This is a genomic window from Bacillus sp. FSL K6-0138, assembly GCF_037982765.1.
Lineage (GTDB): Bacteria > Bacillota > Bacilli > Bacillales > Bacillaceae > Bacillus > Bacillus glycinifermentans.
Map to the genome: position 1 here is coordinate 3,224,934 of NZ_CP150286.1, position 23,577 is coordinate 3,248,510.

General features: G+C 44.7%; 29 protein-coding genes, 1 tRNA gene, 4 pseudogenes and 1 riboswitch. Of the genes and pseudogenes, 20 read left to right on the plus strand and 14 right to left on the minus strand.

The window, feature by feature from the left end:
* Positions 1–138 precede the first annotated feature (138 nt).
* Both MHB78_RS17095 and MHB78_RS17100 read right to left on the minus strand, forming a co-directional pair.
* Positions 139–345, minus strand: coding sequence for a DUF1657 domain-containing protein (locus MHB78_RS17095; protein WP_046131163.1), 207 nt, complete (start codon positions 343–345; stop codon positions 139–141).
* A gap of 139 nt (positions 346–484) precedes the next feature.
* A pseudogene (locus MHB78_RS17100) lies at positions 485–951 on the minus strand (hypothetical protein).
* A 585-nt stretch (positions 952–1,536) separates the two neighbouring features.
* Between MHB78_RS17100 and MHB78_RS17105 the strand changes: the two are divergent.
* The 3 genes from MHB78_RS17105 (at position 1,537) to MHB78_RS17115 (ending at position 4,530) form a co-directional block, all read left to right on the plus strand.
* Positions 1,537–2,337, plus strand: coding sequence for a helix-turn-helix domain-containing protein (locus MHB78_RS17105; RefSeq protein ID WP_046131164.1), 801 nt, complete (start codon positions 1,537–1,539; stop codon positions 2,335–2,337).
* A 55-nt stretch (positions 2,338–2,392) separates the two neighbouring features.
* A complete protein-coding gene (locus MHB78_RS17110) occupies positions 2,393–2,755 on the plus strand; it encodes a VOC family protein (RefSeq protein ID WP_046131165.1) in 363 nt (120 codons plus the stop codon).
* A 1,001-nt stretch (positions 2,756–3,756) separates the two neighbouring features.
* Complete coding sequence (locus MHB78_RS17115; protein WP_046131166.1) at positions 3,757–4,530, plus strand: acetoin reductase; 774 nt, start codon at positions 3,757–3,759, stop codon at positions 4,528–4,530.
* Positions 4,531–4,837: 307 nt separating this feature from the next.
* Here the strand turns inward: MHB78_RS17115 and MHB78_RS17120 are convergent.
* A pseudogene (locus MHB78_RS17120) lies at positions 4,838–5,148 on the minus strand (putative quinol monooxygenase).
* A 275-nt stretch (positions 5,149–5,423) separates the two neighbouring features.
* A complete protein-coding gene (locus MHB78_RS17125) occupies positions 5,424–5,774 on the minus strand; it encodes a DUF3888 domain-containing protein (RefSeq protein WP_046131168.1) in 351 nt (116 codons plus the stop codon).
* A gap of 148 nt (positions 5,775–5,922) precedes the next feature.
* On the opposite strand from MHB78_RS17125, the pseudogene MHB78_RS17130 reads away from it, so the two are divergent.
* Positions 5,923–6,046, plus strand: a pseudogene (locus tag MHB78_RS17130) (hypothetical protein).
* 67 nt (positions 6,047–6,113) lie between these two features.
* Here the strand turns inward: MHB78_RS17130 and MHB78_RS17135 are convergent.
* Positions 6,114–6,186: transfer RNA gene (locus tag MHB78_RS17135), tRNA-Val, on the minus strand.
* A 114-nt stretch (positions 6,187–6,300) separates the two neighbouring features.
* On the opposite strand from MHB78_RS17135, the pseudogene MHB78_RS17140 reads away from it, so the two are divergent.
* A pseudogene (locus MHB78_RS17140) lies at positions 6,301–6,561 on the plus strand (DUF819 family protein); the annotation flags it as partial.
* A 58-nt stretch (positions 6,562–6,619) separates the two neighbouring features.
* On the opposite strand, the gene metC reads toward MHB78_RS17140, so the two are convergent.
* The gene (gene metC, locus MHB78_RS17145) at positions 6,620–7,798 is read right to left on the minus strand and encodes a cystathionine beta-lyase (RefSeq protein WP_046131169.1); all 1,179 of its coding nucleotides are present in this window, start codon (positions 7,796–7,798) and stop codon (positions 6,620–6,622) included.
* On the minus strand, positions 7,795–8,913 hold the full coding sequence (locus MHB78_RS17150) for a methionine biosynthesis PLP-dependent protein (protein WP_046131170.1): 1,119 nt from the start codon (positions 8,911–8,913) through the stop codon (positions 7,795–7,797). The genes metC and MHB78_RS17150 overlap by 4 nt, the downstream gene beginning before the upstream one ends.
* 64 nt (positions 8,914–8,977) lie before the next feature.
* Positions 8,978–9,095: riboswitch (SAM riboswitch) on the minus strand.
* A gap of 163 nt (positions 9,096–9,258) precedes the next feature.
* On the opposite strand from MHB78_RS17150, the gene MHB78_RS17155 reads away from it, so the two are divergent.
* From MHB78_RS17155 to MHB78_RS17195, 9 genes are all read left to right on the plus strand, one after another.
* Complete coding sequence (locus tag MHB78_RS17155; protein ID WP_046131171.1) at positions 9,259–9,690, plus strand: hypothetical protein; 432 nt, start codon at positions 9,259–9,261, stop codon at positions 9,688–9,690.
* A gap of 88 nt (positions 9,691–9,778) precedes the next feature.
* Positions 9,779–10,081 (plus strand): helix-hairpin-helix domain-containing protein, encoded by a 303-nt coding sequence (locus tag MHB78_RS17160; protein WP_315956865.1) that lies wholly within the window; start codon positions 9,779–9,781, stop codon positions 10,079–10,081.
* Between the two features lie 180 nt (positions 10,082–10,261).
* Positions 10,262–10,984 (plus strand): esterase family protein, encoded by a 723-nt coding sequence (locus MHB78_RS17165; protein ID WP_046131172.1) that lies wholly within the window; start codon positions 10,262–10,264, stop codon positions 10,982–10,984.
* A gap of 65 nt (positions 10,985–11,049) precedes the next feature.
* Positions 11,050–11,559 carry a YjcG family protein gene (locus MHB78_RS17170; RefSeq protein WP_046131173.1) on the plus strand — a complete coding sequence of 170 codons (510 nt, stop codon included), beginning with the start codon at positions 11,050–11,052 and terminating at the stop codon, positions 11,557–11,559.
* Positions 11,560–11,568: 9 nt separating this feature from the next.
* Entirely contained in the window at positions 11,569–11,997 is a 429-nt protein-coding gene (locus tag MHB78_RS17175; protein ID WP_046131174.1) for a GNAT family N-acetyltransferase, read from the plus strand.
* Between the two features lie 198 nt (positions 11,998–12,195).
* Positions 12,196–12,588 carry a GtrA family protein gene (locus MHB78_RS17180; RefSeq protein WP_046131175.1) on the plus strand — a complete coding sequence of 131 codons (393 nt, stop codon included), beginning with the start codon at positions 12,196–12,198 and terminating at the stop codon, positions 12,586–12,588.
* Between the two features lie 22 nt (positions 12,589–12,610).
* Entirely contained in the window at positions 12,611–13,507 is an 897-nt protein-coding gene (gene galU / locus MHB78_RS17185) for a UTP--glucose-1-phosphate uridylyltransferase GalU (protein WP_173427498.1), read from the plus strand.
* On the plus strand, positions 13,504–14,490 hold the full coding sequence (galE, locus tag MHB78_RS17190) for a UDP-glucose 4-epimerase GalE (RefSeq protein ID WP_046131177.1): 987 nt from the start codon (positions 13,504–13,506) through the stop codon (positions 14,488–14,490). The genes galU and galE overlap by 4 nt, the downstream gene beginning before the upstream one ends.
* Positions 14,491–14,584: 94 nt before the next feature.
* Positions 14,585–15,172 carry a DedA family protein gene (locus MHB78_RS17195; RefSeq protein WP_046131178.1) on the plus strand — a complete coding sequence of 196 codons (588 nt, stop codon included), beginning with the start codon at positions 14,585–14,587 and terminating at the stop codon, positions 15,170–15,172.
* A gap of 49 nt (positions 15,173–15,221) precedes the next feature.
* Here MHB78_RS17195 and MHB78_RS17200 read toward each other — a convergent pair whose 3' ends face one another.
* Positions 15,222–15,479 carry a hypothetical protein gene (locus MHB78_RS17200; RefSeq protein WP_046131179.1) on the minus strand — a complete coding sequence of 86 codons (258 nt, stop codon included), beginning with the start codon at positions 15,477–15,479 and terminating at the stop codon, positions 15,222–15,224.
* 117 nt (positions 15,480–15,596) lie between these two features.
* Between MHB78_RS17200 and MHB78_RS17205 the strand changes: the two genes are divergently transcribed.
* Entirely contained in the window at positions 15,597–17,876 is a 2,280-nt protein-coding gene (locus MHB78_RS17205; RefSeq protein ID WP_046131180.1) for an ATP-dependent helicase, read from the plus strand.
* Between the two features lie 41 nt (positions 17,877–17,917).
* Here the strand turns inward: MHB78_RS17205 and MHB78_RS17210 are convergent, their stop codons facing one another.
* From MHB78_RS17210 to MHB78_RS17225, 4 genes are all read right to left on the minus strand, one after another.
* Entirely contained in the window at positions 17,918–18,175 is a 258-nt protein-coding gene (locus tag MHB78_RS17210) for a stage VI sporulation protein F (protein WP_046131181.1), read from the minus strand.
* A gap of 130 nt (positions 18,176–18,305) precedes the next feature.
* Positions 18,306–18,455, minus strand: coding sequence for a YjcZ family sporulation protein (locus MHB78_RS17215; RefSeq protein WP_052948531.1), 150 nt, complete (start codon positions 18,453–18,455; stop codon positions 18,306–18,308).
* Positions 18,456–18,535: 80 nt separating this feature from the next.
* Positions 18,536–18,739 (minus strand): hypothetical protein, encoded by a 204-nt coding sequence (locus MHB78_RS17220; RefSeq protein WP_231947479.1) that lies wholly within the window; start codon positions 18,737–18,739, stop codon positions 18,536–18,538.
* Between the two features lie 300 nt (positions 18,740–19,039).
* Positions 19,040–19,393: a DUF1360 domain-containing protein gene (locus tag MHB78_RS17225; protein ID WP_046131183.1), complete on the minus strand. Its 354-nt coding sequence runs from the start codon at positions 19,391–19,393 to the stop codon at positions 19,040–19,042.
* Between the two features lie 174 nt (positions 19,394–19,567).
* Between MHB78_RS17225 and MHB78_RS17230 the strand changes: the two genes are divergently transcribed.
* The 5 genes from MHB78_RS17230 (at position 19,568) to MHB78_RS17250 (ending at position 22,160) form a co-directional block, all read left to right on the plus strand.
* The gene (locus MHB78_RS17230) at positions 19,568–19,954 is read left to right on the plus strand and encodes a spore coat protein (RefSeq protein WP_046131184.1); all 387 of its coding nucleotides are present in this window, start codon (positions 19,568–19,570) and stop codon (positions 19,952–19,954) included.
* A 47-nt stretch (positions 19,955–20,001) separates the two neighbouring features.
* Positions 20,002–20,358, plus strand: coding sequence for a hypothetical protein (locus tag MHB78_RS17235; protein ID WP_046131185.1), 357 nt, complete (start codon positions 20,002–20,004; stop codon positions 20,356–20,358).
* A gap of 67 nt (positions 20,359–20,425) precedes the next feature.
* Positions 20,426–20,932 (plus strand): spore coat protein, encoded by a 507-nt coding sequence (locus tag MHB78_RS17240; RefSeq protein WP_046131186.1) that lies wholly within the window; start codon positions 20,426–20,428, stop codon positions 20,930–20,932.
* Between the two features lie 131 nt (positions 20,933–21,063).
* Positions 21,064–21,546, plus strand: a complete 483-nt coding sequence (locus tag MHB78_RS17245) for a CotY/CotZ family spore coat protein (RefSeq protein WP_046131187.1) — start codon at positions 21,064–21,066, stop codon at positions 21,544–21,546.
* A 161-nt stretch (positions 21,547–21,707) separates the two neighbouring features.
* Complete coding sequence (locus MHB78_RS17250) at positions 21,708–22,160, plus strand: CotY/CotZ family spore coat protein (protein ID WP_046131188.1); 453 nt, start codon at positions 21,708–21,710, stop codon at positions 22,158–22,160.
* Between the two features lie 32 nt (positions 22,161–22,192).
* Here MHB78_RS17250 and MHB78_RS17255 read toward each other — a convergent pair whose 3' ends face one another.
* Both MHB78_RS17255 and fabI read right to left on the minus strand, forming a co-directional pair.
* Complete coding sequence (locus tag MHB78_RS17255) at positions 22,193–22,672, minus strand: CotO family spore coat protein (protein WP_046131189.1); 480 nt, start codon at positions 22,670–22,672, stop codon at positions 22,193–22,195.
* 106 nt (positions 22,673–22,778) lie between these two features.
* Complete coding sequence (gene fabI, locus MHB78_RS17260) at positions 22,779–23,555, minus strand: enoyl-ACP reductase FabI (RefSeq protein WP_046131190.1); 777 nt, start codon at positions 23,553–23,555, stop codon at positions 22,779–22,781.
* Positions 23,556–23,577 lie beyond the last annotated feature (22 nt).

Here is a 23,577-nt window from a genome sequence, read left to right on the forward strand (position 1 = left end):
ATAAGATACTCGGGCGGTTAAATATAGGTGAATGCTGCGGGTCAAAAAAACCCCTTGATCTCTCAAAGGGTCGTCATTCTCATTCCTTATCGCATGTGTTTATAGAAAAAGGTTGGCACTTCACCAACCTTTTTCAACCTACTGCTGTTTATATTGAGGCTCTTCTTGTTGAATTTGCTGAAGACGCGGTTCAAGCGAATCAACAAGCGTCTGGGTTTGTTGAGCAGCTTGCTGATAAAGCTGCTTTGCATTCTGATTATCAGTATTCAATGAAAATGTTTCAAAGCTGGCCTGGGCGCTTTTCAGACTTGCAATGGCCTGTTTCACTTGATTGACGACAGTCATGTTTTCTTCCTCCTTCGCTTGTAAAATTGATGTATCTACATGTAGAATGAATTACTTTCCGCATTCTATCCGATCCATTTTTTTCAAATTGAACGATAATCAAAAAAGCCCTCTCTTTCCAGAAAAGGGCTTTAAGACTTTATTGCGATGCCTGTTGGTTTTGCTGCTTTTGCTGCCCTTGTTGACCTTGCTGCCCTGTTGGCTGAATGACTGTTGAGCCTGTTGAAGAGCTTGGCTCATTTGGTTCATCGCCTGATTGGTTTGAATCCCTTGAAGAGCTTGATTAAGCTGTTGAACAGCCTGCTGGATGTTTTGCTGAATTTGTTGATCAGTCTGCTGCATTTGCTGCTGAGATTGAGAACTGAATTGCTGAATTTGCTGCTTTAATTGATTGATTCCCTGATTCGTTTGAGAACCTTGCTGAGCCTGGCCGCTTTGTTGTTGAGACATTCCAAGCTGGGATACATTTTGCTCTAATTGAGCAAGCTGCTGCTGAAGGCTGCCGAGTTCTTGGGCAAGCTCAGTATCCGTAATATTCGCCCCAAGCATTTGGGCATGCTTTTGTTTTTGCTTTTGCTGATTTTGTTGTTGATTATTTTTGGTCATCAGAAAAAAATCCTCCTTTTTAATTGATCACATCCTTTATGATTTTCTTAATGCCAAAAACGATGTAAGGAAATTCCAGTATGATGAAGGATTTTCCATAATAATAAAGAAATCTGGGGGATATGCTATATGTAGTCGCAAAAAAGGCCGTCAACTTTTCAAACCATTTTTTTCTGTATAAATCGCAACATTTTTATTTCCCGTATGTAAGGCATTTCCTGCAGCCGGAGTCAGATCATCCCATCCGATGAACAGCCTGAGTTCGACCGGCTAATGATCGCTCATCATCAATGCATGGATAACTGTCATACGCGATTCATGCTGGTTCCCCTCGAGGTGAGTTTTCCGCGCCCGGAATACGAATGAATAAAGTTTTGGATTTTTGATTTGCCGGCTTGCCAACCTAAACGAGATTGCTTCCCAGTCGTTCTCCTTTACGTTTCCTCCTTCATATTCAATTTGCAGAGCTTTTTCAGGACAAGTAAGGCTGGATAAAATAAAAATATTTTAAAGTGAAAGATCTTATAGAAGAGAATGGATTATAATAATTCGGAATAACGATCATTACATAATGGAGCAAAACAAATGAGGTATGAAGAGAAAAAACCGCCAGCTGCATTAGAACCGTATATCAAATGCTTCTGGTATTTAAATAGGGAATATGATGAATCCGACAATGAGGAAGTACTTTGGCCGGATGGATGCTATGAAATGATTTTTCATTTTGGCACAAAGTACAAAGTTCAAAATCAATTAATGGATACTTCTTTTTTAATAGGGTCATTAACGCATTACCATCGATTAACCGCACACGGCAACATCCGCTTATTCGGCATTCGTCTAAAACCTTGGGGGTTAAAGTTTTGGGTTGATACAGATATAAAGGAACTGAGGGACAAATTTTTGCCTCTTGACTCACTATTTAAACAAAGCATCATTGAACAAATGGAGAGCCGATTAAAGGGCGTTGAAATAGAAGAAATGACGCTACTTCATGAATTTATGTTAGATACATTCAAACAAAACCATTTTGTTGATAAACATTTTATTCGAATTTTAACTGAATTATATGAATTCCCTGTTCAACAAGACATACAAACTTTGGTTTCAAGGAGTCATTATTCTCAAAGGCAATTTGAACGAAAAGTACTGGAGCTGACGGGTCTGTCTCCAAAAAAGCTCAGCAAAGTAGCGAGGTTTAATCAAGTCCGGTTGAAGATATTTTTCGCTCCCGAAATAGACCTTCATGATTGTATGCACGAATTCGGCTACTATGACTATGCTCATTTTTCAAAAGACTTTAAAGAATGTATAGGTCTGACTCCGAAAGAGTATAAAAACTGGATATTAGAAAAAAAGAACCAACGTCGTTTTTTTACAAGATGAATAAAGCGGATTTTACTACTATAGGAATTGACATTGATTGAAGGAGGAATTTCTGATGATCACGAATGTAGGAACTGTTGCAGTATACGTTGAGGATCAACAAAAGGCGAAGGATTTTTGGACCAACAAAGCAGGCTTTGACGTTGTGGCAGAACACCCGATGGGACCGGAAGCATTTTGGCTTGAAGTCGCCCCGCAAAATGCCCAGACTCGTTTAGTCATTTACCCGAAGGCAATGATGAAAGGCTCTGAAAATATGAGAGCATCCATCGTATTTGAATGCGATCATGTTCTCGAAACATATAAAAAGATGAAAGCGAATGGAGTGGAGTTTAAAGGAGAGCCGCAGGAAATGCAATGGGGCACATACGTGCAATTCAGCGATGAAGACGGCAACGAATTTCTTTTAAAAGGGTAAGCAGAAGACAGGCAGGTTCTTTTTTAGGAACTGTCTGTCTTTCTTGCATTATCAATTGCATTTTTACTTTGATAGATGCGAGCAGCAAAGCGCCTTCGAGTATTCTCTTCTAAAACTGCTTCAAGCTTGTCGGAGAATTGCAAGTCAACTCTTGAACTGCTGTAGACGTCTGAGCACGCTTCTCTTTTGCCGCGCGGTATCGAAATGAAGCCAACGCTTTCGCCATTTCCATCGGCATGCGAGGATTCATAAAGGCTGCCATTTGTTCAGTTTCTATTGAAAATATTTTTATTAGTGGTTTATATGATCGATATCATATATGGGCAGCGCTTCCTCGGCGTTTGTAGAGGCAAGGGCTGCAGCCCCTTGTGGGTCACATACGCAATTTTGCCTTCACCGATAGCTGATCACTGGCGGAAAGCTGCAATACTCCTCATTTAAAGAGCATGCTTCTACTGGATACAAACCAATTCACAATAACCTTCATCATTCAATATATATTGGCAGGCCCCGGGAGGCAATACGGGACACGGACGGCCACTGGCATAAACGGGATATGGGTTTATGGGAAAAGACGGGTTTATAGGATAGGAATATGCGGGTACAGGATATTGACGATGAAACAAGCCTATCACTCCTTTTTTATATTATTAAGATTGTATTTGACTGTTTGCGTTCTTGCAGATTGTCTATGGATAATTGTGCAATTGCCTAACGAAGGTTTCTTGCCAAGTTAACTTTGTTTTCATCATTAAACTATACGCGGGATAAAAAGAAATCGTACATTGATGCCTTGAGTAAGCTAAAAAAGGAGCAAAAATGGCGATCAGATAAAAAACGCGCCTCTTTTTTGTTGTTAAACAAAGAGAGATACTTAATCATTGCAGCAAAGCAACAATGTCAAGTTATACATTAGCTTTGCTTCGGACTCGTCCCGTATGTTTTGTTATACTAAAATAGACAAAACCTATCATAATTTTCTAACAAAAGGAGAGATCTCCATGAGAAAAGTAGCTATTGTTACCGGTTCTGCTGGAGGATTAGGGAAAGGCATAGCGGAGAGACTATGCCACGACGGTTTTCGTGTCGTACTACATGATATAAATGAAGCATTACTGAACGAAACTGTTTCAGAATTAAAAGAAAAGAACTTTGATGTTATCGGTGTTAAAGGGGATGTATCTAAACGAGAGGATCAATTCAATTTAGTTAAAGAATCGGTAGATGCCTTTGGCCGTTTAGATGTTTTTGTAAACAATGCGGGTATCGATGCAGTTTCTCCATTTTTGGAAATTACTGAAGAACAGCTTAATAGATTATTCAAAATTAATGTAAATGGCGTGGTTTTTGGCACTCAAGCTGCCGCTGAACAATTTATTCAGCAAGAAACAAAAGGAAAAATCATTAATGCTTGCAGCATAGCAGGTCACGAATCATTTGAAATGCTTGGCACATATTCTGCGACTAAACATGCTGTAAAATCTTTCACACATTCAGCCGCTAAAGAGCTGGCAAAATATAAAATAACTGTAAACGCATACTGTCCTGGCGTTGCAAAAACAAAAATGTGGGATAGAATTGATGAAGAAATGGTGAAATACAGCAGTGACCTTAAACCAGGGGAAGCTTTTGAAAAATTCTCCTCAGAAATTGCTCTAAAAAGATATCAAACACCTGAAGATGTTGCTAATTTAGTGTCTTTTTTAGCTTCAGATGATTCGGATTATATTACTGGTCAGGCGATATTGACCGATGGCGGTCTTGTTTATAGATAAAAAATATTTACTTAATGGGAGATGACCATATACAGTCGGATTTTTTAACCCCGATTGAATCGTGAAAAAAAATAAAAAGCCATTCTCGAATCTCAAGAATGGCTTTTTACTGACCGTGCTAAGAGCCAGAGGCCTCTCTCCTGTCGCCTTCTGAACGAGTATATTCGATTCTGATCAGCTCTTTTATTTCAGAGCCTTTTGTTGGACATCTGATGATGTCTGATTGTTGGCAGAGTTGGACAACAATTTACCAATTAACTACAAGTGGTTGATTCTAGTCATTGAATGTCGCATGTTAAGGAGCCTTTTAATCATTTACATTGCTTTTCATTAACCATTCTACTTCCGTTATTTTTTGTTTTTGAACGTTTTTTGTGTGTTTTTTTGTGAAATGGGCTTTAACAGCTTCTTCGTTTTCCCAAATCTCCCAAAGCATTATTTTGCGTTCTGATGGTTCAAGCGGATAAGCATGGAATTTAATACATCCTTCTTCTTTGTTAGTTTCTTCCTCAAGTTTTTTGAATTCCTTCATTATTTCACCCAGGTTTTTGATTTTTAAGCATGCAGTTATGCAATGCATCGAAACTCCCCTCTTCAAATCAATTCATGGCTTTTCATTATAACATCTTCTCGAAAAATGAAAACAACGACGGAACTTGTCTAATGGTCTGACCTATGAGGTATCCAAGTACTAGAGAGCCTTAAAAGAGGGCTTCATCTCAAGAGAAGCCCTCTTTTATCCGAACCTTTTCAGAATTAAAGCTTCCAATCGATTTTCTTTTTTGAATTCTTAAAACAGAACACCTGGACGATATACGTTCCGCTTCCTGACAGTTGTCATACAGAATGAAGTAACCGTCGCATCTCCCTCGCTATATAAACCGCTCTGCTTGTCAATATTTCACACCATCTGGTTTAATTCTAAAGGTCAGCTCCTCAATTGTTTCAGGTGGGTGATGAGGACCAGTGAAAGTTCTGTATTGAACCTTTACTATAAAATCGAATGAACCATCATTTATTCTTTTCTCATCTTCTGTTCTCCCCATGTTCACACGTTCAATGGATATTATTTTTGCATCATATAACCCATAGCTTTGTTTAATGACTTTGCTTGCATAAGGATATAATAAGGTGAGAAATGCATCATACATATCTTTGTTGTTAATATTCTGAGCTTCCAGATGAACAGAATTCAGAAATGAGAGCACGATGCAAATACAAGCAACAAAAAAAGTTTTTCTCAATAGTCCGACCTCCCGAATGAATATGAACAAAAATAACTTTTCCATTTCTAATTCAGTTATTCAGAAGGGAAATTGAGTAAAAAAGTGAATTTAGGGATTAATCGTGACAAAAGATGAAAAGAAAAAAGAGGTATAAAAAAAGTATAGGATGGAGGGTGAGAAAACGGAGACAAGAGCAGGAAGATGACAAAAACTATACTAAAGAAGTTGTCATTGCCGTAACATTTGTTGTATTGTTTATTTTCTTTTTTTATACTCTTCAGGGCTTTTAACATATTAACCTGAAAAAGGTTATCAGAAATAGAAAAAAATAACCCTTGCTGCGCAAGGGTTTTCGTATGATTCCGACTGGGCTCGAACCAGCGACCTCTACCCTGTCAAGGTAGCGCTCTCCCAGCTGAGCTACGGAATCATGATGTGTTTCACTGGGTATTTGTCTTACTGACAAGTTCTATTATATGCAGTTTATATCGTTTCGTCAACTACTTTTTTTCAAAATGTTTATTTTGTATGGATCAGCCGCCGTCTTCAGATCATTCTAATGAATGCCCGCTTCTTTTGGGGTTTGTTTTTGTCGTTGTGATGACGAATCTCACTCGTTTCATTGGCCGCGGGCAAGGTGCTCCGTTTTCTGCTCGAAGAAATCCTGTTAGCCTGCAACGCATCAGGCGGAGATCTGACGACAGCGGCGGTGATGGAAATCGCCAAAGGCTGTCGCCCCGATCCTGCTCATCGGGGTGTTCGGCTATCTCATCGGCAATATGTCGGGACCTTGATCGGAAACTGATTTTCCGGCCTCTGAAAACGGCAAAGAAGCCGGGGTTTTTCCCCGGCTTTCTGTAAAGCTATGACGAATGGGCGAGCGTGCCTGATGCGGCTTGCAAGGCGTGGGCAAAATCCGCCTGTAAGTCGTCTGCATGTTCCACGCCGACGCTGAGCCTTAAAAGACCGTCGGTAATCCCCCGTTTTTCCCGCTCTTCTTTCGGCATTGCGGCATGCGACATTTTCGCCGGATATGAAAGAATCGACTCGACTGCGCCTAAGCTGACGGCGAAGACCGGGAGCGTGACATGTTCGACGAGCGTTTTGACGGCTGCGGCATTCTCGAGTTCAAATGAGAGCACCGCCCCGGCGCCGTTTGACTGGTGCTTATGCACACAGGCGCCCGGATGTGAAGAAAGTCCTGGATAATACACCCGCTTGACAGCCGGATGTTTTTCAAAAAATTCGGCGAGCTGCCGGGCCGTTCTGCTTGCTTTTTCAAGGCGGACCTGGAGCGTTTTTAATCCCCTGAGCACGAGCCAGCAGTCCTGGACGCCGAGAACAGCTCCGAACGAATTTTGCAGTTTATAAAGCGCTTCGCCGAGTTTTTTGTCCTTGACGACGGCAAGCCCTGATAAGACGTCGCTGTGCCCGCTTAAAAATTTTGTCGCGCTGTGCAGCACGACATCAACCCCAAGCTCAAGCGGCCGCTGAAGCGCCGGGGTCATGAACGTGTTGTCAAGGAATGTCAGGCAGCCGTGCGCTTTTGCAAGCTTGACGACGCCTCTGATATCCGTAATCCCGAGCGTCGGATTTGAAGGTGTTTCAAGGTAGATGACTTTTGTGTTTTCCTTGATGTTTAAGGCAATTTCATTCAGATCGGTCATATCGACGAATGTATGCTCAATGCCGAAGCGGCTCAGCACCTCTGTAATCATCCGGTATGTGCCCCCGTACACATCTTTTGTGACAAGAACGTGATCCCCTTTTGACAAAAGCAAAAAGGCGGTAGAGATGGCGGCCATTCCCGAAGAAAAAGCAAAGCCGCGCGTCCCGCCTTCAAGCTCTGCGATCGCGTCTTCAAGCGCTTTTCTCGTCGGGGTTCCGGAACGGCTGTAATCGTATTCGCCAAACTGGTTAAAAGACGCCTGGTGAAAGGTCGATGCATGCTGGATCGGCACGCTGACTGCTCCGGTCGCCGCATCCGTTTTCGCCTGGTTGTGTACGAGTTTTGTTTCGAGCGTCCAGTTACCCTTCGTCATGCCTGCACTGCCTCCTCTTTTACTTTTTGCAATGCCTGCTTCAGGTCATGCTTCAAGTCGGATACGTGTTCGATTCCGACGGAAAAGCGCAGCAGCCTGTTGCAGACGCCGCCGGCGATCCGGATGTCCTCAGGGATATCCATATGGGTCTGCGTCGCCGGATACGTGATAAAGCTTTCCACCCCGCCGAGGCTTTCGGCAAAGCAAATCGTTTGCAAGCTTTTCAAAAACGGGTTGACCCATTCTTCCTTTTGAACGCGGAATGACAGCATGCCGCCCCTTCCCGGGTAAAGAACGTCTGCAACTTCTTCCTGCTCCTCTAAAAATGAGGCGAGCTCCCGGGCGTTTTCCTCGTGCTGCTTCATTCTGAGGGCGAGCGTTTTCATCCCTCTCATCAAGAGCCACGAATCAAACGGGGACAAAACCGCGCCGATCGCGTTTTGATGCTGAAACATTTCCTCTGACAGCTCTTCTCCTTTCGCGACAACGAGCCCTGCCAATAGGTCGTTGTGTCCGCCGAGGTACTTTGTTGCACTGTGAATGACAAGATCGGCGCCAAGTTCAATCGGCCGCTGCAATACCGGAGTGTAAAACGTATTGTCGACAATCAGCAGCAAGTCGTGCTCCTTGGCGATTTTCGCGACTTTTTTGATATCGGTTTCCTTCATTAACGGATTTGTCGGAGTTTCTACAAAAAGGGCCTTTGTGTTTTCCGTAATTTTTGACTTGATACAGTCTTCGTCTGAAAAATCGTCGTACAAAAAGCGCAGCCCGTATTTTTTCCATTCGTTTTCAAACAGGCGGTATGTCCCTCCGTACAAATCCGAGGAAACGATCAGTTCGTCTCCGCTTTGAAACAGCGCCATAATCGTTTGAATGGCGGCCATGCCGGAGCTGAACGCAAAGCCGCGCGTCCCTCCCTCAAGCTTTGCGATCGCGTCTTCGACAAGCTGTCTTGTCGGATTTTTTGTACGAATATAGTCAAACCCCGTGGATTCTCCGATTCCTCTGTGCCTGTAAGCGGAGGAGAAATAAACCGGGGGATTGACGGTTCCTGTTATTTCATCACTGCGGTTTCCGATTTGCGCCAGTGTTGTTTGTACATGTTCAGTCATATGACACCATCCTTTAAAAAGTAAAAACCCCTTCTTCATAAGAAGAAGGGGTATTATTCGCTTCTTCTTATCTTCCAAGCATAACGCTTGCTGGATTTAGCACCTTGGTGCACTGACATCGTCAAGTGCAACAGGTTGCTGAGGTTTCAAAGGGCCAGTCCCTCCACCTCTCGTGATAAGAAAGTGTTTAATTTTCTGATTGTTCTTTACTTTACCCCAATTCAGGAGAATTTTCAAGAGTCTTTTTTCAATCTTTATGCAGGCAGTTTTGGCGTCCCTTTCCCCATAAGTTTAAGTACAAGATACAGCTTAGCTTATGATACATTTAAATAAAGAGGTGATAAAATGATAGAAATCATTTATGGTACGGATGCCCTCGAAGGCTCTTGTTACATAGAGATTCTTCCGGATAAATACCGGGGCAAGTGTTGGAACACGTCTTCGATTTACTTTACAGGAGACAACTTCGGCTATATGATGCCAGCCTTTGAAAAGTGCTATAAACCATTCGATTATTTTGCTTTCAATGAAATGGATACAGATACTTGGAAGTTGATTATGAAGGAATTGGAAGTAATGAAGCAAAATTTAATCAATGATCCCGACCCGCATTCATTGAAAGATGTTTTAGGGTTTCCGTTCGTTTACTCGGAGGAAGAGTTTTTGGAAAACCATCAAGCAAACATCAAACAGCTGATCTCAATGATCTCCGAATTTCAAACGTGGATAGAGGAAAAAAGCGATTCAACTCAGTTTATATCCGTGTTAGGAATGTAAAAGAGGTGAATATATAAAACTCCCTTTGACAAATCATGAACGGGCCAACTTAAGGGCAGCCAAGATAAAATTAAAAGATACGGCAGAGATGGAGATTGCAGACCTTGCCAAGACGCTCGGCTCCCCTCTAGATCGGGCGGAATACATAAAAGCGCTCGCCCAGTTTCAAACGGTTCCTTCAATTGGGCCGAAGATGGCCCAATGTGCCGTTGATCTCGGCTTTTATTCTCTTGATGACATAAAGAATGAAACAGGCGCTGATTTGCTAAACCGTTTGGAAGAACTTAAAGGCTGCTGGGAAGACCCTTGTGTAGAGGATTCCTTGCGATGCATCGTCCATCACGCCAATCATCGTGGCAGCGACAAAAACTGGTGGGACCTTCACTGCTGACAGAAAAAGATACCGTGAACAATACGGCTATCCTGCGGAAAGACCTTCCGCCCCCTGCTATGAGAAGAATAGCTGAAACTATGGAACCCGCTGAAAATGACACTTAAAAAGAGAATTTTCGCGCCATTCGTGATACAATGTATGGAAACGTTAACAACCTACTTTCTGGAGGAGTTCATCTTGGCCATAAAAACAGGAGTCATTCAGGAAAAAACGCTTTTTTCGGAAGAGCTTGGCGAAGAAATGGAGCTTTTGGTTTATTTGCCAGCCAGCTATTCCCCGCTCTACAAATATCACGTTATCATCGCACAGGATGGTCACGACTATTTCCGCCTGGGGCGCATCAGCCGGCAGATCGAAGAGCTGATAAAAAACGGCGAAATCGAACGGTGCATCGTGATCGGCGTCCCTTACAAAAACGTGCAGGAAAGAAGGCGTACATACCATCCGGAGGGAACGAAATTTGAAGCTTATAAACGCTTTTTGGCCCATGAACTGGTTCCTTTCACAGACCGCGAGTATCCGACATATCAAGTCGGATCGGGCAGGACGCTGATCGGCGATTCCCTCGGGGCGACGGTCTCCCTCATGACAGCTCTCGAGTATCCGAATATGTTTGGAAACGTCATCATGCAGTCACCTTACGTCGACAGTCATGTGCTCGAAAAAGTTGCGGATGCCGATTCCCTGCAGCTCATTTCGATCTATCATCAAATCGGCACAAAAGAAACCGCGGTCAAAACGACAGACGACCAGATACTCGATTTCACAGCTCCTAATGAACAGCTGAAAGAACTGCTTCAAAAAAAGAACACGAACTATCACTTTGAAACATTCGACGGAGACCATAAATGGACATACTGGCAGCCGTTAATCACGCCCGCTTTAAAAAAAATGCTCTAGCTCTCCGAATAAAAGCCTTTCTTTGTTATACTAAGACCATACAAATTGTCTAAGGAGGGAACAAAATGAAATACGGTATTGTGTTATTTCCATCAAAAAAACTTCAGGACATTGCAAATTCCTACCGGAAACGCTATGATCCGAATTACGCCTTAATCCCGCCTCATCTCACATTAAGAGCGCCATTTGAATCGTCCGAAGAAGACATCGGCAAAGTCGTTGCACACCTGAGGGAGCTTTCAAAAGAGATGGCGCCGGTCACACTGAAGATTACAAAGTTCAGCTCTTTTGCCCCGGTTAATAACGTAATTTATATGAAAGCGGAACCGACACGGGAATTAACCGAGCTGCACGAAAAAATGTACAGCGGCGTTTTGGAAGGCAAACCGGAGTATGCGTTTGTTCCCCATGTGACGATTGCCCAAAACCTTTCCGATGATGAGCACTCCGATGTGCTTGGAACGCTGAAAATGCAAGACGCGACCCACGAAGAAGTCATCGACCGCTTTCACCTGCTTTATCAGTTGGATAACGGCTCTTGGACCGTCTATGAAACATTTATTTTAGGAGTGTGAAGAATACAAGTGGAACCCGTCATCGTCAAGAATGATCAGCAGCTAAAAGACGCTTTTTTCGTTAGAACGGAAGTGTTTATCAAAGAACAAAACGTATCACCTGAAGAAGAAATGGATCATCTTGATCAGGAATCTTCACATCTCGTCATCTATGACGGAAAAGAACCGGTCGGTGCCGGCCGCCTTCGCATCGTTGACGGCTATGGAAAGCTTGAGAGAATCTGCGTCTTGCAAAACTACCGCTCTTTGGGCGTCGGCAACCTGATCATGGAGGCGCTCGAAAACGAAGCAAAAAAACTGGGAGCCTCCCAATATATGCTGAACGCTCAGACACAGGCCGTCCCTTTTTACGAAAAACACGGCTACCGTGTCGTTTCCGAAGAATTTTTAGACGCGAATATACCGCACGTCAAAATGGTTAAAGGCCAGCATCTGTAGGCGCCGGGTGCGCTGTATTACAGAACCGTTCCATCCGAGATGGAGCGGTTTTTCTTTTCCCCTCTCCCCATTTTTCATAGTTTGTTCATCTTTTGTTTCACGTTTATTCAACATTATCATGTAAGGTTATTTGTAAGTTTTAGAAACGGCCGAAAACAGCCCGTTTCTTCGGTTGGGAGGTAAACATCGAATGCCGTTATGAAAAAGAAACTCATTACATTGCTGCGCTTCGGCACCGTCGGAATCGGAAACACGCTCATTGATTTCGGAGTATTTTTCCTGCTTACGGCGCTGAACGTCCCCTACCTGATTGCACAGGTTTGTTCATATACGGCCGGCATCTTAAACAGCTATATCTGGAATCGGACGTGGACATTTCGGGTAAAAGAAAAAGTCCGCGGGCAGGAGATCATCCGCTTCCTCATCATCAACCTGGCAGCTTCAGGAATCACCTTTCTGCTGCTGTACGGCCTTCAAAAAGCGGGCCTGTCCCTCGTTTCCAGCAAAGTGACTGCAACGGTCGGAGGAATGGTGATCAATTTTATCGGGAACCGCCTTTGGGTGTTTCAGGAGCCGGAAATAGATTCATAAGAATACAAATGTATAGGAGTGAATAATGATGAAAATAAAAAAAGCCGTCATTCCCGCTGCTGGATTAGGAACAAGATTTTTGCCGGCGACAAAAGCGCAGCCTAAGGAAATGCTGCCGATCGTCGATAAACCGGCCATTCAATACATCGTGGAGGAAGCCGTCCAGTCCGGCATAAAGGATATTTTGATTATCACAGGGAGAAACAAACGCTCGATCGAAGACCATTTTGACCGGTCTGTCGAGCTTGAACAAAATCTGCAAAGCAAAGGAAAACACGAGCTGCTGAAAGAAATTCAGACGATTGCCGATATGGCCAACATCCATTATATCCGTCAAAAAGAGCCCCTCGGACTCGGACACGCGGTGCTGTCGGCACGGCATTTCATCGGTGATGAGCCGTTTGCCGTCCTGCTCGGCGACGACATCATGGTATCGGAAAAACCGGCATTGCAGCAGCTGATCGACGTCTATCAGGAATACAAAACAACTGTCATCGGCGTTCAGACTGTCGACGCGGCCGATGTCTCGAAATACGGGATCATTCAGACATCCACCCAAAAAAATAAAGTATATGACATTGAAGATTTGGTGGAAAAACCGGATGTCCGGCAGGCGCCTTCGAATATCGCCGTCATGGGCCGCTATGTTTTGGAGCCTTCCATCTTCCGGGTCCTTGAGCGGACCCCAAAAGGCGCGGGAAATGAAATACAGCTGACAGACGCATTAAGGACGATTTGCCGGGAGCGGAGCATTTATGCCCGTCAATTGGAAGGCAGCAGATTCGATATCGGCGACAAACTCGGATGTTTTAAAGCAAGCATGGAAATCGGGCTCATGCAAAACGAACTGCGGCCAAAACTGTTAACTTATCTCGAGAATGTCCTTATGAAAGAAACGCAGAAAGGAGCTTTACAATGAAATCAGTGCTCGTGACCGGAGGAGCCGGATATATCGGAAGCCATACCGTCCTTGAATTGAAAAATCGCAACATCACGGCTGTCGTCCTCGATAACCTGTCCACGGGGCATCGGGAAGCCGTCCATACTCCTCACTTTTACGAGGGCGATATCAGCGACTGCGGCCTGGTCAAATCGATCATCCGAAAGCACAACATCGATGCCGTTATCCATTTTGCGGCGAAAAGCCTCGTATCTGAATCGATCGAGAAACCCGAACTCTACTTCAGGGAAAACACGATCAAATCTTGTTCATTCTTTGAAACGATCATACAGGAAGGCGTTAAACACATCGTGTTTTCATCGACAGCAGCCGTCTACGGCATCACAGGGGACAAGCCGATTCGGGAAACCGCCCCGCTTGAACCGGTTAACCCTTACGGCGAATCGAAGCTGATGATCGAAAAATATTTGCACTGGGTCGAAAAAAGGCATAATGTCAAGTGGGCGGCTCTCCGCTATTTCAATGCGGCCGGTGCAGCTCTGGACGGATTCATCGGCGAAGACCACGATCCAGAAAGCCACCTCATTCCTCTCATCCTGCAGACGGCATTGGGCCATAGGGAAAAAATCTCAATCTTTGGAGACGATTATCCGACGCCTGACGGAACATGCATCAGGGATTATATACACGTTCTCGATCTGGCCGCGGCTCATTTGTCGGCATTAGGTGCCCTGTATGAAGACAGACTGGTGCAAAATGTTTATAATGTAGGGACAGGGGCCGGACATTCCGTGAAAGAAATGATTGAAACATCTGAAACGATCACGGAACGAAACATACCAAAGCAAACGGACAAGCGCAGAGCGGGCGATCCGCCGGTGCTTGTGGCGGACAGCCGGGCGCTTCAGGAGCATACCGGATGGAAGCCGAAATACAGCGATTTACAAACCATTATTCAAAGCGCGTGGGCGTGGCATACGACGCATCCAAGCGGGTTTTGACATTCGCTTGTTTCCCGTCGCAAACGGCAGGAGTCCCTGCCGTTATTTCAAAAGTTCGGCTGATGAATCGTAAAGGCAGGGTGAAAAAACGAAAATGGGAAGCATAGTGAACGACATTTTAATGTGGCTGACCGATCTCGGCTACCTCGGGATAGCGATTGGTTTAATGATTGAAATCATCCCGAGCGAAATCGTGCTGGCATACGGGGGGTATATGGTATCAAACGGCTCCATCACATTTACCGGAGCCATCATCGCAGGCGTCATCGGCGGAACGATCGCCCAGATGTTTCTGTACTGGATCGGTTATTACGGCGGACGTCCGTTTTTATATAAATACGGAAAATACTTATTGATCCAAAAACATCATATCGAAACGGCGGAAAAATGGTTCGAGAAATACGGAGCCGGAGTTGTGTTTTCTGCCCGCTTTATCCCGGTGGTCCGCCATGCCATCTCCATTCCGGCGGGCATCGCCAAAATGCCGCTTTTGAAATTCGTCGGCTTGACCGTAATCGCGATCATCCCGTGGTCGATTTTATTTGTTTATCTCGGGATACAGCTTGGAAGCCGTTGGGATCATGTCGAAAATGTGGCCAAAACGTATACGACTCCGATCATGTTTGGCGCAGCAGCATTAATCATTTTATATTTCGGATTCAAAAAGCTGCGTAAAAAATAATGAAAACCCCGGCGGCGGCCGGGGTTTTCAGCTTTAAATCGAACATACATTAAACCGATTCATTTACATAACGGCCCCTCTTTTTCTTGTCTGCGATTCGGCGGTTCAACCCTTTTTTCCGTTTCTTTTCCTGCATGCTTCTTTCTGCAGAGGCCTCGTTTTCGACTCTTTTTTCCACTTCGCGGTAAGCCCTCTCGCTCGGCACCCGAGCCGTTTTTTGAATAGATGCATAATCGGCTTTCCGGCTGACGCTGCGGTTGGCGTACTGTGTATACTGATCATGATAAACCGGCGGCAGATAACCCATCTTATCTCCTCCCTGCGCTCCGATTCCCAAAAATCTACTGTTTTAAATGGTTTTCATTTGATATGATAGACGTTGTCTCACAAGAAGACAACTACCTATTACCGGAGGGACTTCTTTTTGAAATGCGCCCGATTGAATAACAAAGACATTCATATACATACATATTCGAGAGAACACCTTCAATTCCTTTTTGAAGAGGCAAAAAAAGATCAGATCACATGTAAAAATTGCGGTCTGCCGCTGCGCTTGAAATTGACGATTCATGAAGAACCGCATTTTTTTCACAGGGACAGCGGAGACTTTTCCAAATGCGAAGCGGCGTGCGGAGATGGGCAGCCGAAACAAGAAACGGACTACACGGAAAGCGGCGTGTTTCGCCTGCCGAAAGGAAAATCGATTGCCGGTAAAGTACGGGAAACGGCTGATGCCTGGATGCCTCCGCGGGAAGCGGCAGTTCACAAACGCTTTTCTCCGCAAACGGAAACGGAACCTGAGCCGATTTTTCAGAATGTCCCTTTAAATGAAAAACAGTCTGAGGCCGTTTCCGCACAAGAAGGTCCCCTTCTCGTGCTGGCCGGCGCAGGAAGCGGGAAGACACGCGTATTAACGGCAAGGGCCGCTTATATGATGTCACATTTCGACGTACCGCCGTCAGCTATCCTGCTCGTTACGTTTACCACAAAAGCGGTGAAGGAAATGAAGGAGCGGATGGCCTCGCAATACGGCTTGGCGCGGCAGACCGTAAGCCGCCTGGTAACGGGGACATTCCACAGCCTTTTTTATAAAATTCTTTATCATCACGACCCGGCGAAATGGAACGGGGAACACCTGCTGAAATGGGACTGGCAAAAAGAGCAGTACCTCAAAATGGCGCTTGCCGAAGAAGGTCTTGATGAAAAGGATTTTCCAATCGACCAGGCGCTTCAGCAGATCGGCTACTGGAAAAACGCCTATCTGCCCGGAGAGCGCATCCCGCTTGAGGACGAATGGGAAAAGCGCGTGCACCGGCTGTACCTGCATTATGAGCAGCAAAAGAAATCCCGCAGCCAATTCGATTTTGACGATATGGCATCAGCATGCTATGAGCTGTTCAAGGACCGGCCTGATGTGCTGCAAATGTATCAAGCGCGGTTTCACGCGATTTTAATCGATGAGTTTCAGGATATCAATCCTGTCCAGTACGAGATCATCAAGCTGCTTGCCAGCCCGGAGAACAACATCACCTGCGTCGGTGATGATGATCAGTCGATTTATGCGTTCAGGGGCAGCAGTCCGTCTTTTATTCTTGATTTTGAAAAGGATTTTACGGATGCTAAAACGGTTCACCTGACGACGAACTACAGGTCGAGCCACCCGATTGTCGCAAGCGCCGAGGCAGTCGTCGAAAGAAACAAACAACGCCGGCCCAAAAGGTTGGAAGCCGTAAAGGACGATGCCAAAAAACCGCTCTTATTTTATCCATATGATGAAGAAGAGGAAGCGATCATGGTCGTCTCCGACATCCAGGAGAAAATCAAGATGGGCGCAAAACCGGAGGATTTCGCGGTTCTGTATCGGACAAACAGCGGCGGCCGCGCCATCTATGAACGCCTTCACCAGTCAGCGATTCCCTATACGGCGGAACAGGGCGTCCAGTCATTCTACAGCAGGAGAGTCGTCAGGCAGATCCTCAGCTTTTTATACTTAAGCCAGAATGAAGACGATCCGGAAGCGGTCAAACAGCTTTTGCCCGTTCTCTTTTTAAAGCAGTCCGCCTTAAATACGCTCAAGGCGCTCTCGATCACAGAGGACTGTACGATGGTTCAGGCGCTTGTAAAATTGACCGGCATCAAATCATTCCAGCTTGAAAAAATCAAAAAAATCGTTCCCTTTTTCCACGGTTTAAAAACGATGAAACCTGTTGAAGCGATCACGTTTGCCGAGGAAAAGATGGGTTTTTCCGAATATCTGAAAAAACGCGGCAACGAGGGGAACAAGCTTGAAAAAGGCTCAGATGACCTGCGCGATTTGAAAACAGCTGCAAAGCGATTCAAGACGATTCCGGAGTTTCTCGCGCATGTTGACCATATGAGAGCGGCTGAAAAAAATAAGCCTGACGGAAGCGGGGTTCAGCTTTTGACAATCCACCGCGCAAAAGGCCTTGAATTCAATACCGTCTACCTTTTAGGAGCGGCCGACGGCTCGCTTCCCCATGATTTCGCATTGGAAACGGCGAGAAAAGGAGACGAATCCGCTTTGGAAGAAGAAAGAAGGCTCCTTTATGTCGCGATGACCAGAGCTGAAGAAAACCTGTACATCAGCGTTCCATCGGTCAGGAGAGGCAGAACTGCATACCGTTCAAGGTTTTTACAGCCTATTCTGAAAAAACAGCAGCCGAAAGCCGCAATCCCCCGATAAAAAATAAACACCGTGCCCTCCTTGATTGGAAGGCGCGGTGTTTATTTTTTATTGTTCATCATTTTTGAGATCGTATTGAAATCCAATTTTTCTTTTCCGCTAACAATCGACTTGACAATCTTATCTTCCATTTCTTTTGGAACCCGTTTATTGGCTAATTGAGCGACGCGTTTAATAACGCCTCTGACCGTATTTTCGTCCTTGAAGTTGGCGTTTTGCAAAGAGTTTGCCAATTGCATCACGTCCGCCATTTTGACGCCTGTTTTCTTTTCAATGTTTTTGAAAAATTGATTGTCCATATTCCTTCCTCCTTTTGTGGAGTCATACGCTATCATATGCCTTCCGGAACCCCTCTGTGCCTATCCATTCATTTCTTTTGAAAGAAGAGAGCCGCGGGCGGTTCGCCCTTCACTCTCTTCTTTTCGAAAATTAGTACCTAAAAGAAGCCCCGACAATGATGAGAAGAATGAATAAAACGACGATTAAGACAAAGGTTGAGCCGTAACCTCCATAGCCGCCATAACCATAGCCGCCATAGCAGCTTCCAAAACCGAAGCAGCTTCCACAAGAAAAACCCATCAAAAGCACCTCCTTTTCTTCCCTATACCATATGTTAGTTGATAGGTTTCGCTTGGATAGATGCATAGGGCTTGTGTGGATTATTTAAATACTCCCGGTAACCGCCCGTCCTCTTCCATCCATGTTTCAGCATGTTTAGAGAACTGTTCGATTTGTTCTCCAAACTGTTCTGCATTGCGGTCAAAACGATTCAATTCCTTCTGCTGCTTCTTTATGATCCGATCATGTTCCGTCTGATATTGATCATGCTTGCGGTGAATCGATTCCATCAGCTGTTCAAACATATTCACTCAGGATTCTCCTCCTCATGATTATGTATGCGAAAAGAGGAAAATCGGAAACAAAAAAACCGGATCTTTTCCGGCTTTTTTTGAAAAACTTATTGGGCACTTCTCTTTTTGCCGCATCCGCAGCCTTTTTTCTTCACTTTTTTTGAGAAAGATTGATTGTTTTTGGAAGCACTCGTTGTCCGGCCTTGTTGCCGCCTTTTCACTTGTCTCATGTCCATTCCTTCCTTTCTCATTCGTATATCCCTATTATATGACTACTCTTTTTATAAGTTGCTGTGATAAACCCCCAATCAGCTAAAGCCACTTCGACACGAGCGTTTCAAGCACCCCGGCAAAGCCTGCGATGGCAAGGAGCAGAATCAGCCATTCGGCTGCGGTCGGGACGAGTGCATACAGAATGAGCAATATCGCTGTGCACCACACCCCCGTGCACCAATAGCAGCTTAACAGCTCGCCGATCCAGGCTCTAAAGCCCTTTCCTTTTACGACAATGTACGTTTCAATCTGCCCCGTTTTTTCGTCTTTTTCTTCAACCTCATCGTGAAAAAGGTTACGCAATGGAGCCATGATCGTGTCAAAAACGATAAGACGCGTCAGCCGAAACACCGCAAGTGAAAATAGAACGAATAAAAACCAGCTTTGTATCACCGGGCTCCCCCTCTTAAAAATCGTCTGATTTCCAATATATGCGATTCCCGGGGCGAACATGAATCACAAAGCGTCCCGCTGTGCAAATTTGGGTGCAGATTTGTATGTTTTCCTCATTCCGCTATGGAACCAATTTGCATTTAATAAAGTGTAGATAAGAAAGGAGTGAAAGTTATGTCGTTTCATGAAAAAGCCGAAGCGCTATATACGGAAACATTCGACGAAATTTCCAAGGATTATGAACAGCTCATTGAAATCGTAGATTCAGAACATGTTACGGTAAACACGACAAACATAACAGCCGCTCTCTCTCTGCAAGCAATTGTGATTACAATCATTGTGTTGGCGGTGCAGCTGGCAATCGAAGATCCGGAAACAGCCGCTCTCATCTCGGAACAACTTCTTGTCGTACACAAATTGCAAAACAGGAAAAAAACGGTCATTCAAGTCATTGGCAGCAAAAATATTGTCATTACCCTTTCTTCCGTGGAAATCGCAGTTTCTATCCAAATCTTGACCGACGTCCTGATCGCTCTTTTAACAGAACTTGACATACTTTAACCCCTTCTTTCTTTCTAATATTCTTTAGAAATTGAGGTGAGAATAAATTGTCAGATCTGGAAAAACTAAAATCAGAAGTCAACCCGTTAATGAACACGCTGGTGTCAAATATCCTTAGAAAACACGGGGTCTCAAAAGATAATGTCCGGACGCTGTCTGAGGATGAAAAAGCCAACATTCTAAAAATGCTCGATGACTTAAAAGCACAGTCCGAAGCCGTCGTTAAACAGCAAAAGCAGAAAAATCAAAACAAGAGCCAGCCGGATGCCTCATCGCGTTCCGGAGACCGAGCAAATCGAAAAAGAAACCGTTCAAATAAAAATAAATTGCGAGAAAAGCTGAAACAAAGAAGACAGCAAGAAAATAAAGGCGAAAATGAAGAAAAAAATGGGGATTTGGAGTAGGGTATTTGCCATATACAAGTTCGAAGCTTCAAACATTTAATAATAGTAAATGGAAGGAGGAAAACAAATGGAAACAAGACCATATTCTTGGGTAGCGCTTGATCCTGAATGCGAGCATCCGGGAACCGAGTATTATCCGAGATTCCCTAAGAAGCAGATTTGTGATGACTATAATTGCAAATGCGGTAAAGACGAAGCTTTCATCAACCAGGAATTGGATCAGCTCAACCTGAATAAGCAGCTTTCAGATGAAACCATCATCATTAAAGATTCTTGCGACATCAGAGTCTCTACAGAGGATACTCAAGTCGTCACATCAGTGCTGACAGCGATTCAGACGGCGATCGTGACGGTCGTTCTCGCAATCATCGATGACTTTGAATTGGCAGAGCTTGTCTCACAAGATTTATTACAAGTAACAGCAAATAAACAGACGAATCGTCAAAAACTCGTGATCGACAATTCCCGCGATGTTACGGTATCAACAGAAGATACAGACGTCGCAACATTGGTCAGCACAGCAGTTCAAACTCTTACAGTTATCATCGCAACGCTTATTGTCGGTATTCTCTAATATAAAAAGCAGAGCCAACCCGCTCTGCTTTTCTTCATTTTTATAGACGATTACCCACACCAACAAGGGTACGGGTACATATCTTGTTAAAGACTAAAGTCAAATATCCTAATATAAAGGAGCTGAAATCCATGAGCTGCGGAAAAAACCATGGCCGGCATGAAAATTGTGTTTGTGAAGCGGTTGAGCAGATTATTGAAGAGCAGGAAGCAGTCGAAGAAACAGCGGCATGCTCGACAAGTTGCTTCGGCAACCTGCTGAATCCGACTGTTTCCGGAAAAGACACGATTCCGTTCCTTATTTATGACAAAAAGGGCGGGCTGTTTTCGACTTTTGGAAATGTCGGGGGATTTTCAGATGATATGCAGTGCTTTGAATCTATTTTCTTCCGGGCAGAAAGTTTAAAAGATTGCTGCGCAACTCTTTCAATCCTGAGGCCTGTGGACATAAACGGCGACACGTTAAGCGTTTGCCACCCTTGTGATCCTGACTTTTTCGGGCTTGAAAAAACGGACTTTTGCATCGAAGTTGACTTGACTTGTTTCTGCGCGATTCAGTGTCTGTCACCTGATCTAGTAGATCGCGCAGCAGAACAAAAAAACAATCACGGATAAACATTGCAAGAAGTGCACCGAAAGCCGCATGACCGGTAAGCGGCTTGGTGCAAACCCCTTTCACGAAAGCTGCCGGCTCTCGGCAGCTCCTTTTACCAATAGAAGAGTCCGGCCCGTTTTGAAACGAAATGAAAATTCCTGATATAGGAGGGATCTTAAACATGACGATCATTTCAGGCGAAAATTGCGTATTGGAAGCAGTTGAAAGCATTCATGAGCTGCAGAACGCCATTGAAGAGGAAGGAGGCTGCTCGACAAGCTGCTTCGGCAATCTGCTTTCTCCTACGCGCAATCTCGGCGACACCATTCCGTTTATTATATTTACGTCTAAATCAAAGCCGTTCGTCGCTTTTGGAAACATTGGGGAACTTCAAGCAGGCCCTTGCTTTAGCACCATTTTTTTCAGAGTTGAAAACGTTCATGACGGCTGCGCGACGCTAAGGCTGTTGATCGCCTTTGACGAAAATCGGCGCATCCTCGATTTCACGGATGATAAAGACAAAATATGCGATGTGTTCCGTTTGGAAAAAACAAACTTCTGTATTGAAGTAGATCTGGAATGCTTCTGTGCAATCGAATGTTTAAATCCAAAATTAATCAACCGCACAAACTAAAAGTCCCTAAAACGGGACTTTTTTTGTCGGTATTAAAAGCCGAGCGGGTGCAGCGAAGTGATGCTGTCGATCGCAAGTTCAGCCGGCTCGCCCTTGCTTGAAGTCCGGACGAAGACGGACTCGCCTTTTTTTGCGATGAGCGTTCCTCTGTACGTTTTTCCGTTTGCTTCAATAAGGCACAGCGTTTTCGGCATATTTCCCGGGAGACTTGTTAAAAAATTGATTTTTTCGATAATCGTCATTTTACTGAGCGGCTTCTTAATCGGCTTTATTCCTTTGGACGGTCTGTCCGCTTCCTTGTTACGAACCGCTTCAGGAATCTCTTTTTCCTGCTGGCTCTGCGCTTCCGGCTGTTCTTCCTTTTGCTTTGCCTTATCTTCAGAAGCGCGTTGTTTTAGCGGTTTTTTTCTTTTGATGAGGATGTCCTGCATGTTTGCTTCAGCCGCAGCATAATCGGGCTGTACAATATACATGAGCGGCTTTTGCTCTGCATCGTGTTTCTTATTAGGCATCTTTTATCCCTCCGATCCGTTCATGGTATATCTATATGACGGAGGAGGGAAAATCAGAAGAAAAGAAAAAGCAATCCTTGAAACGGATCGCTTTTTCATACGTTTTTTATCGGGCGATAATATGGTAGCCGGAATCAACATGCAGGTTCTCGCCTGTCATTCCGCGGGAAAGGTCGCTGAATAAGAATAAAGCTGTGTCGCCGACTTCCTCCGGAGTAGTCGTGCGGCGAAGCGGAGCTCGCTCCTCGATTTCTTTCAGGATCGAATTGAAATCGCTGATTCCTTTTGCAGACAGCGTCCGGATCGGTCCCGCAGAAATGCTGTTAACGCGGATTCCTTCTTTTCCGAGATCGCTTGCCAAGTATTTCACGCTCGCATCAAGGGAAGCTTTTGCGACGCCCATGACGTTGTAATTTGAAACGACGCGCTCTCCCCCAAGATACGTAAGCGTGACAATGCTTCCGCCTTCGGTCATAATGCCGCGCGCGGCTTTAGCGACCGCTGTCAGCGAATATGAGCTGATATTGTGAGCGAGAAGGAAGCCTTCACGGTTTGTGTTCAAATATTCTCCTGTAAGCTCTTCTTTGTTCGCAAATGCGATGCAGTGTGCAATTCCATGAATCACTTGGACTTCGTCTTTGATTTTGGCAAAACACTCTTCGATTTCCTGATCGTTTGTGACATCGCAAGGCAGAACGATTGAGTCGTTCCGTTCCAAAGAATCAGCCAATTCCCTGACCGATTTTTCAAGCCGCTCTCCGGCGTATGTAAAAATCAGCCTTGCACCGGCATTGTAAAGAGAACGGGCGATTCCCCAAGCGATGCTTCGTTTATTCGCAACACCCATGACGACTATATTACGGCCTTCAAGTGATACATTCATATGTATAAATCCTCCTAATGAT

What these genes read in the sequence shown, in the direction of transcription:
- MHB78_RS17095 (WP_046131163.1), bottom strand. Translation starts at nt 345, where the DNA reads ATGACTGTCGTCAATCAAGTGAAACAGGCCATTGCAAGTCTGAAAAGC.
- MHB78_RS17105 (WP_046131164.1), top strand. Translation starts at nt 1,537, where the DNA reads ATGAGGTATGAAGAGAAAAAACCGCCAGCTGCATTAGAACCGTATATC.
- MHB78_RS17110 (WP_046131165.1), top strand. Translation starts at nt 2,393, where the DNA reads ATGATCACGAATGTAGGAACTGTTGCAGTATACGTTGAGGATCAACAA.
- MHB78_RS17115 (WP_046131166.1), top strand. Translation starts at nt 3,757, where the DNA reads ATGAGAAAAGTAGCTATTGTTACCGGTTCTGCTGGAGGATTAGGGAAA.
- metC (WP_046131169.1), bottom strand. Translation starts at nt 7,798, where the DNA reads ATGACGAAGGGTAACTGGACGCTCGAAACAAAACTCGTACACAACCAG.
- MHB78_RS17150 (WP_046131170.1), bottom strand. Translation starts at nt 8,913, where the DNA reads ATGACTGAACATGTACAAACAACACTGGCGCAAATCGGAAACCGCAGT.
- MHB78_RS17155 (WP_046131171.1), top strand. Translation starts at nt 9,259, where the DNA reads ATGATAGAAATCATTTATGGTACGGATGCCCTCGAAGGCTCTTGTTAC.
- MHB78_RS17160 (WP_315956865.1), top strand. Translation starts at nt 9,779, where the DNA reads ATGGAGATTGCAGACCTTGCCAAGACGCTCGGCTCCCCTCTAGATCGG.
- MHB78_RS17170 (WP_046131173.1), top strand. Translation starts at nt 11,050, where the DNA reads ATGAAATACGGTATTGTGTTATTTCCATCAAAAAAACTTCAGGACATT.
- MHB78_RS17180 (WP_046131175.1), top strand. Translation starts at nt 12,196, where the DNA reads ATGAAAAAGAAACTCATTACATTGCTGCGCTTCGGCACCGTCGGAATC.
- galE (WP_046131177.1), top strand. Translation starts at nt 13,504, where the DNA reads ATGAAATCAGTGCTCGTGACCGGAGGAGCCGGATATATCGGAAGCCAT.
- MHB78_RS17195 (WP_046131178.1), top strand. Translation starts at nt 14,585, where the DNA reads ATGGGAAGCATAGTGAACGACATTTTAATGTGGCTGACCGATCTCGGC.
- MHB78_RS17200 (WP_046131179.1), bottom strand. Translation starts at nt 15,479, where the DNA reads ATGGGTTATCTGCCGCCGGTTTATCATGATCAGTATACACAGTACGCC.
- MHB78_RS17210 (WP_046131181.1), bottom strand. Translation starts at nt 18,175, where the DNA reads ATGGACAATCAATTTTTCAAAAACATTGAAAAGAAAACAGGCGTCAAA.
- MHB78_RS17215 (WP_052948531.1), bottom strand. Translation starts at nt 18,455, where the DNA reads ATGGGTTTTTCTTGTGGAAGCTGCTTCGGTTTTGGAAGCTGCTATGGC.
- MHB78_RS17220 (WP_231947479.1), bottom strand. Translation starts at nt 18,739, where the DNA reads ATGTTTGAACAGCTGATGGAATCGATTCACCGCAAGCATGATCAATAT.
- MHB78_RS17230 (WP_046131184.1), top strand. Translation starts at nt 19,568, where the DNA reads ATGTCGTTTCATGAAAAAGCCGAAGCGCTATATACGGAAACATTCGAC.
- MHB78_RS17240 (WP_046131186.1), top strand. Translation starts at nt 20,426, where the DNA reads ATGGAAACAAGACCATATTCTTGGGTAGCGCTTGATCCTGAATGCGAG.
- MHB78_RS17245 (WP_046131187.1), top strand. Translation starts at nt 21,064, where the DNA reads ATGAGCTGCGGAAAAAACCATGGCCGGCATGAAAATTGTGTTTGTGAA.
- MHB78_RS17250 (WP_046131188.1), top strand. Translation starts at nt 21,708, where the DNA reads ATGACGATCATTTCAGGCGAAAATTGCGTATTGGAAGCAGTTGAAAGC.
- MHB78_RS17255 (WP_046131189.1), bottom strand. Translation starts at nt 22,672, where the DNA reads ATGCCTAATAAGAAACACGATGCAGAGCAAAAGCCGCTCATGTATATT.
- fabI (WP_046131190.1), bottom strand. Translation starts at nt 23,555, where the DNA reads ATGAATGTATCACTTGAAGGCCGTAATATAGTCGTCATGGGTGTTGCG.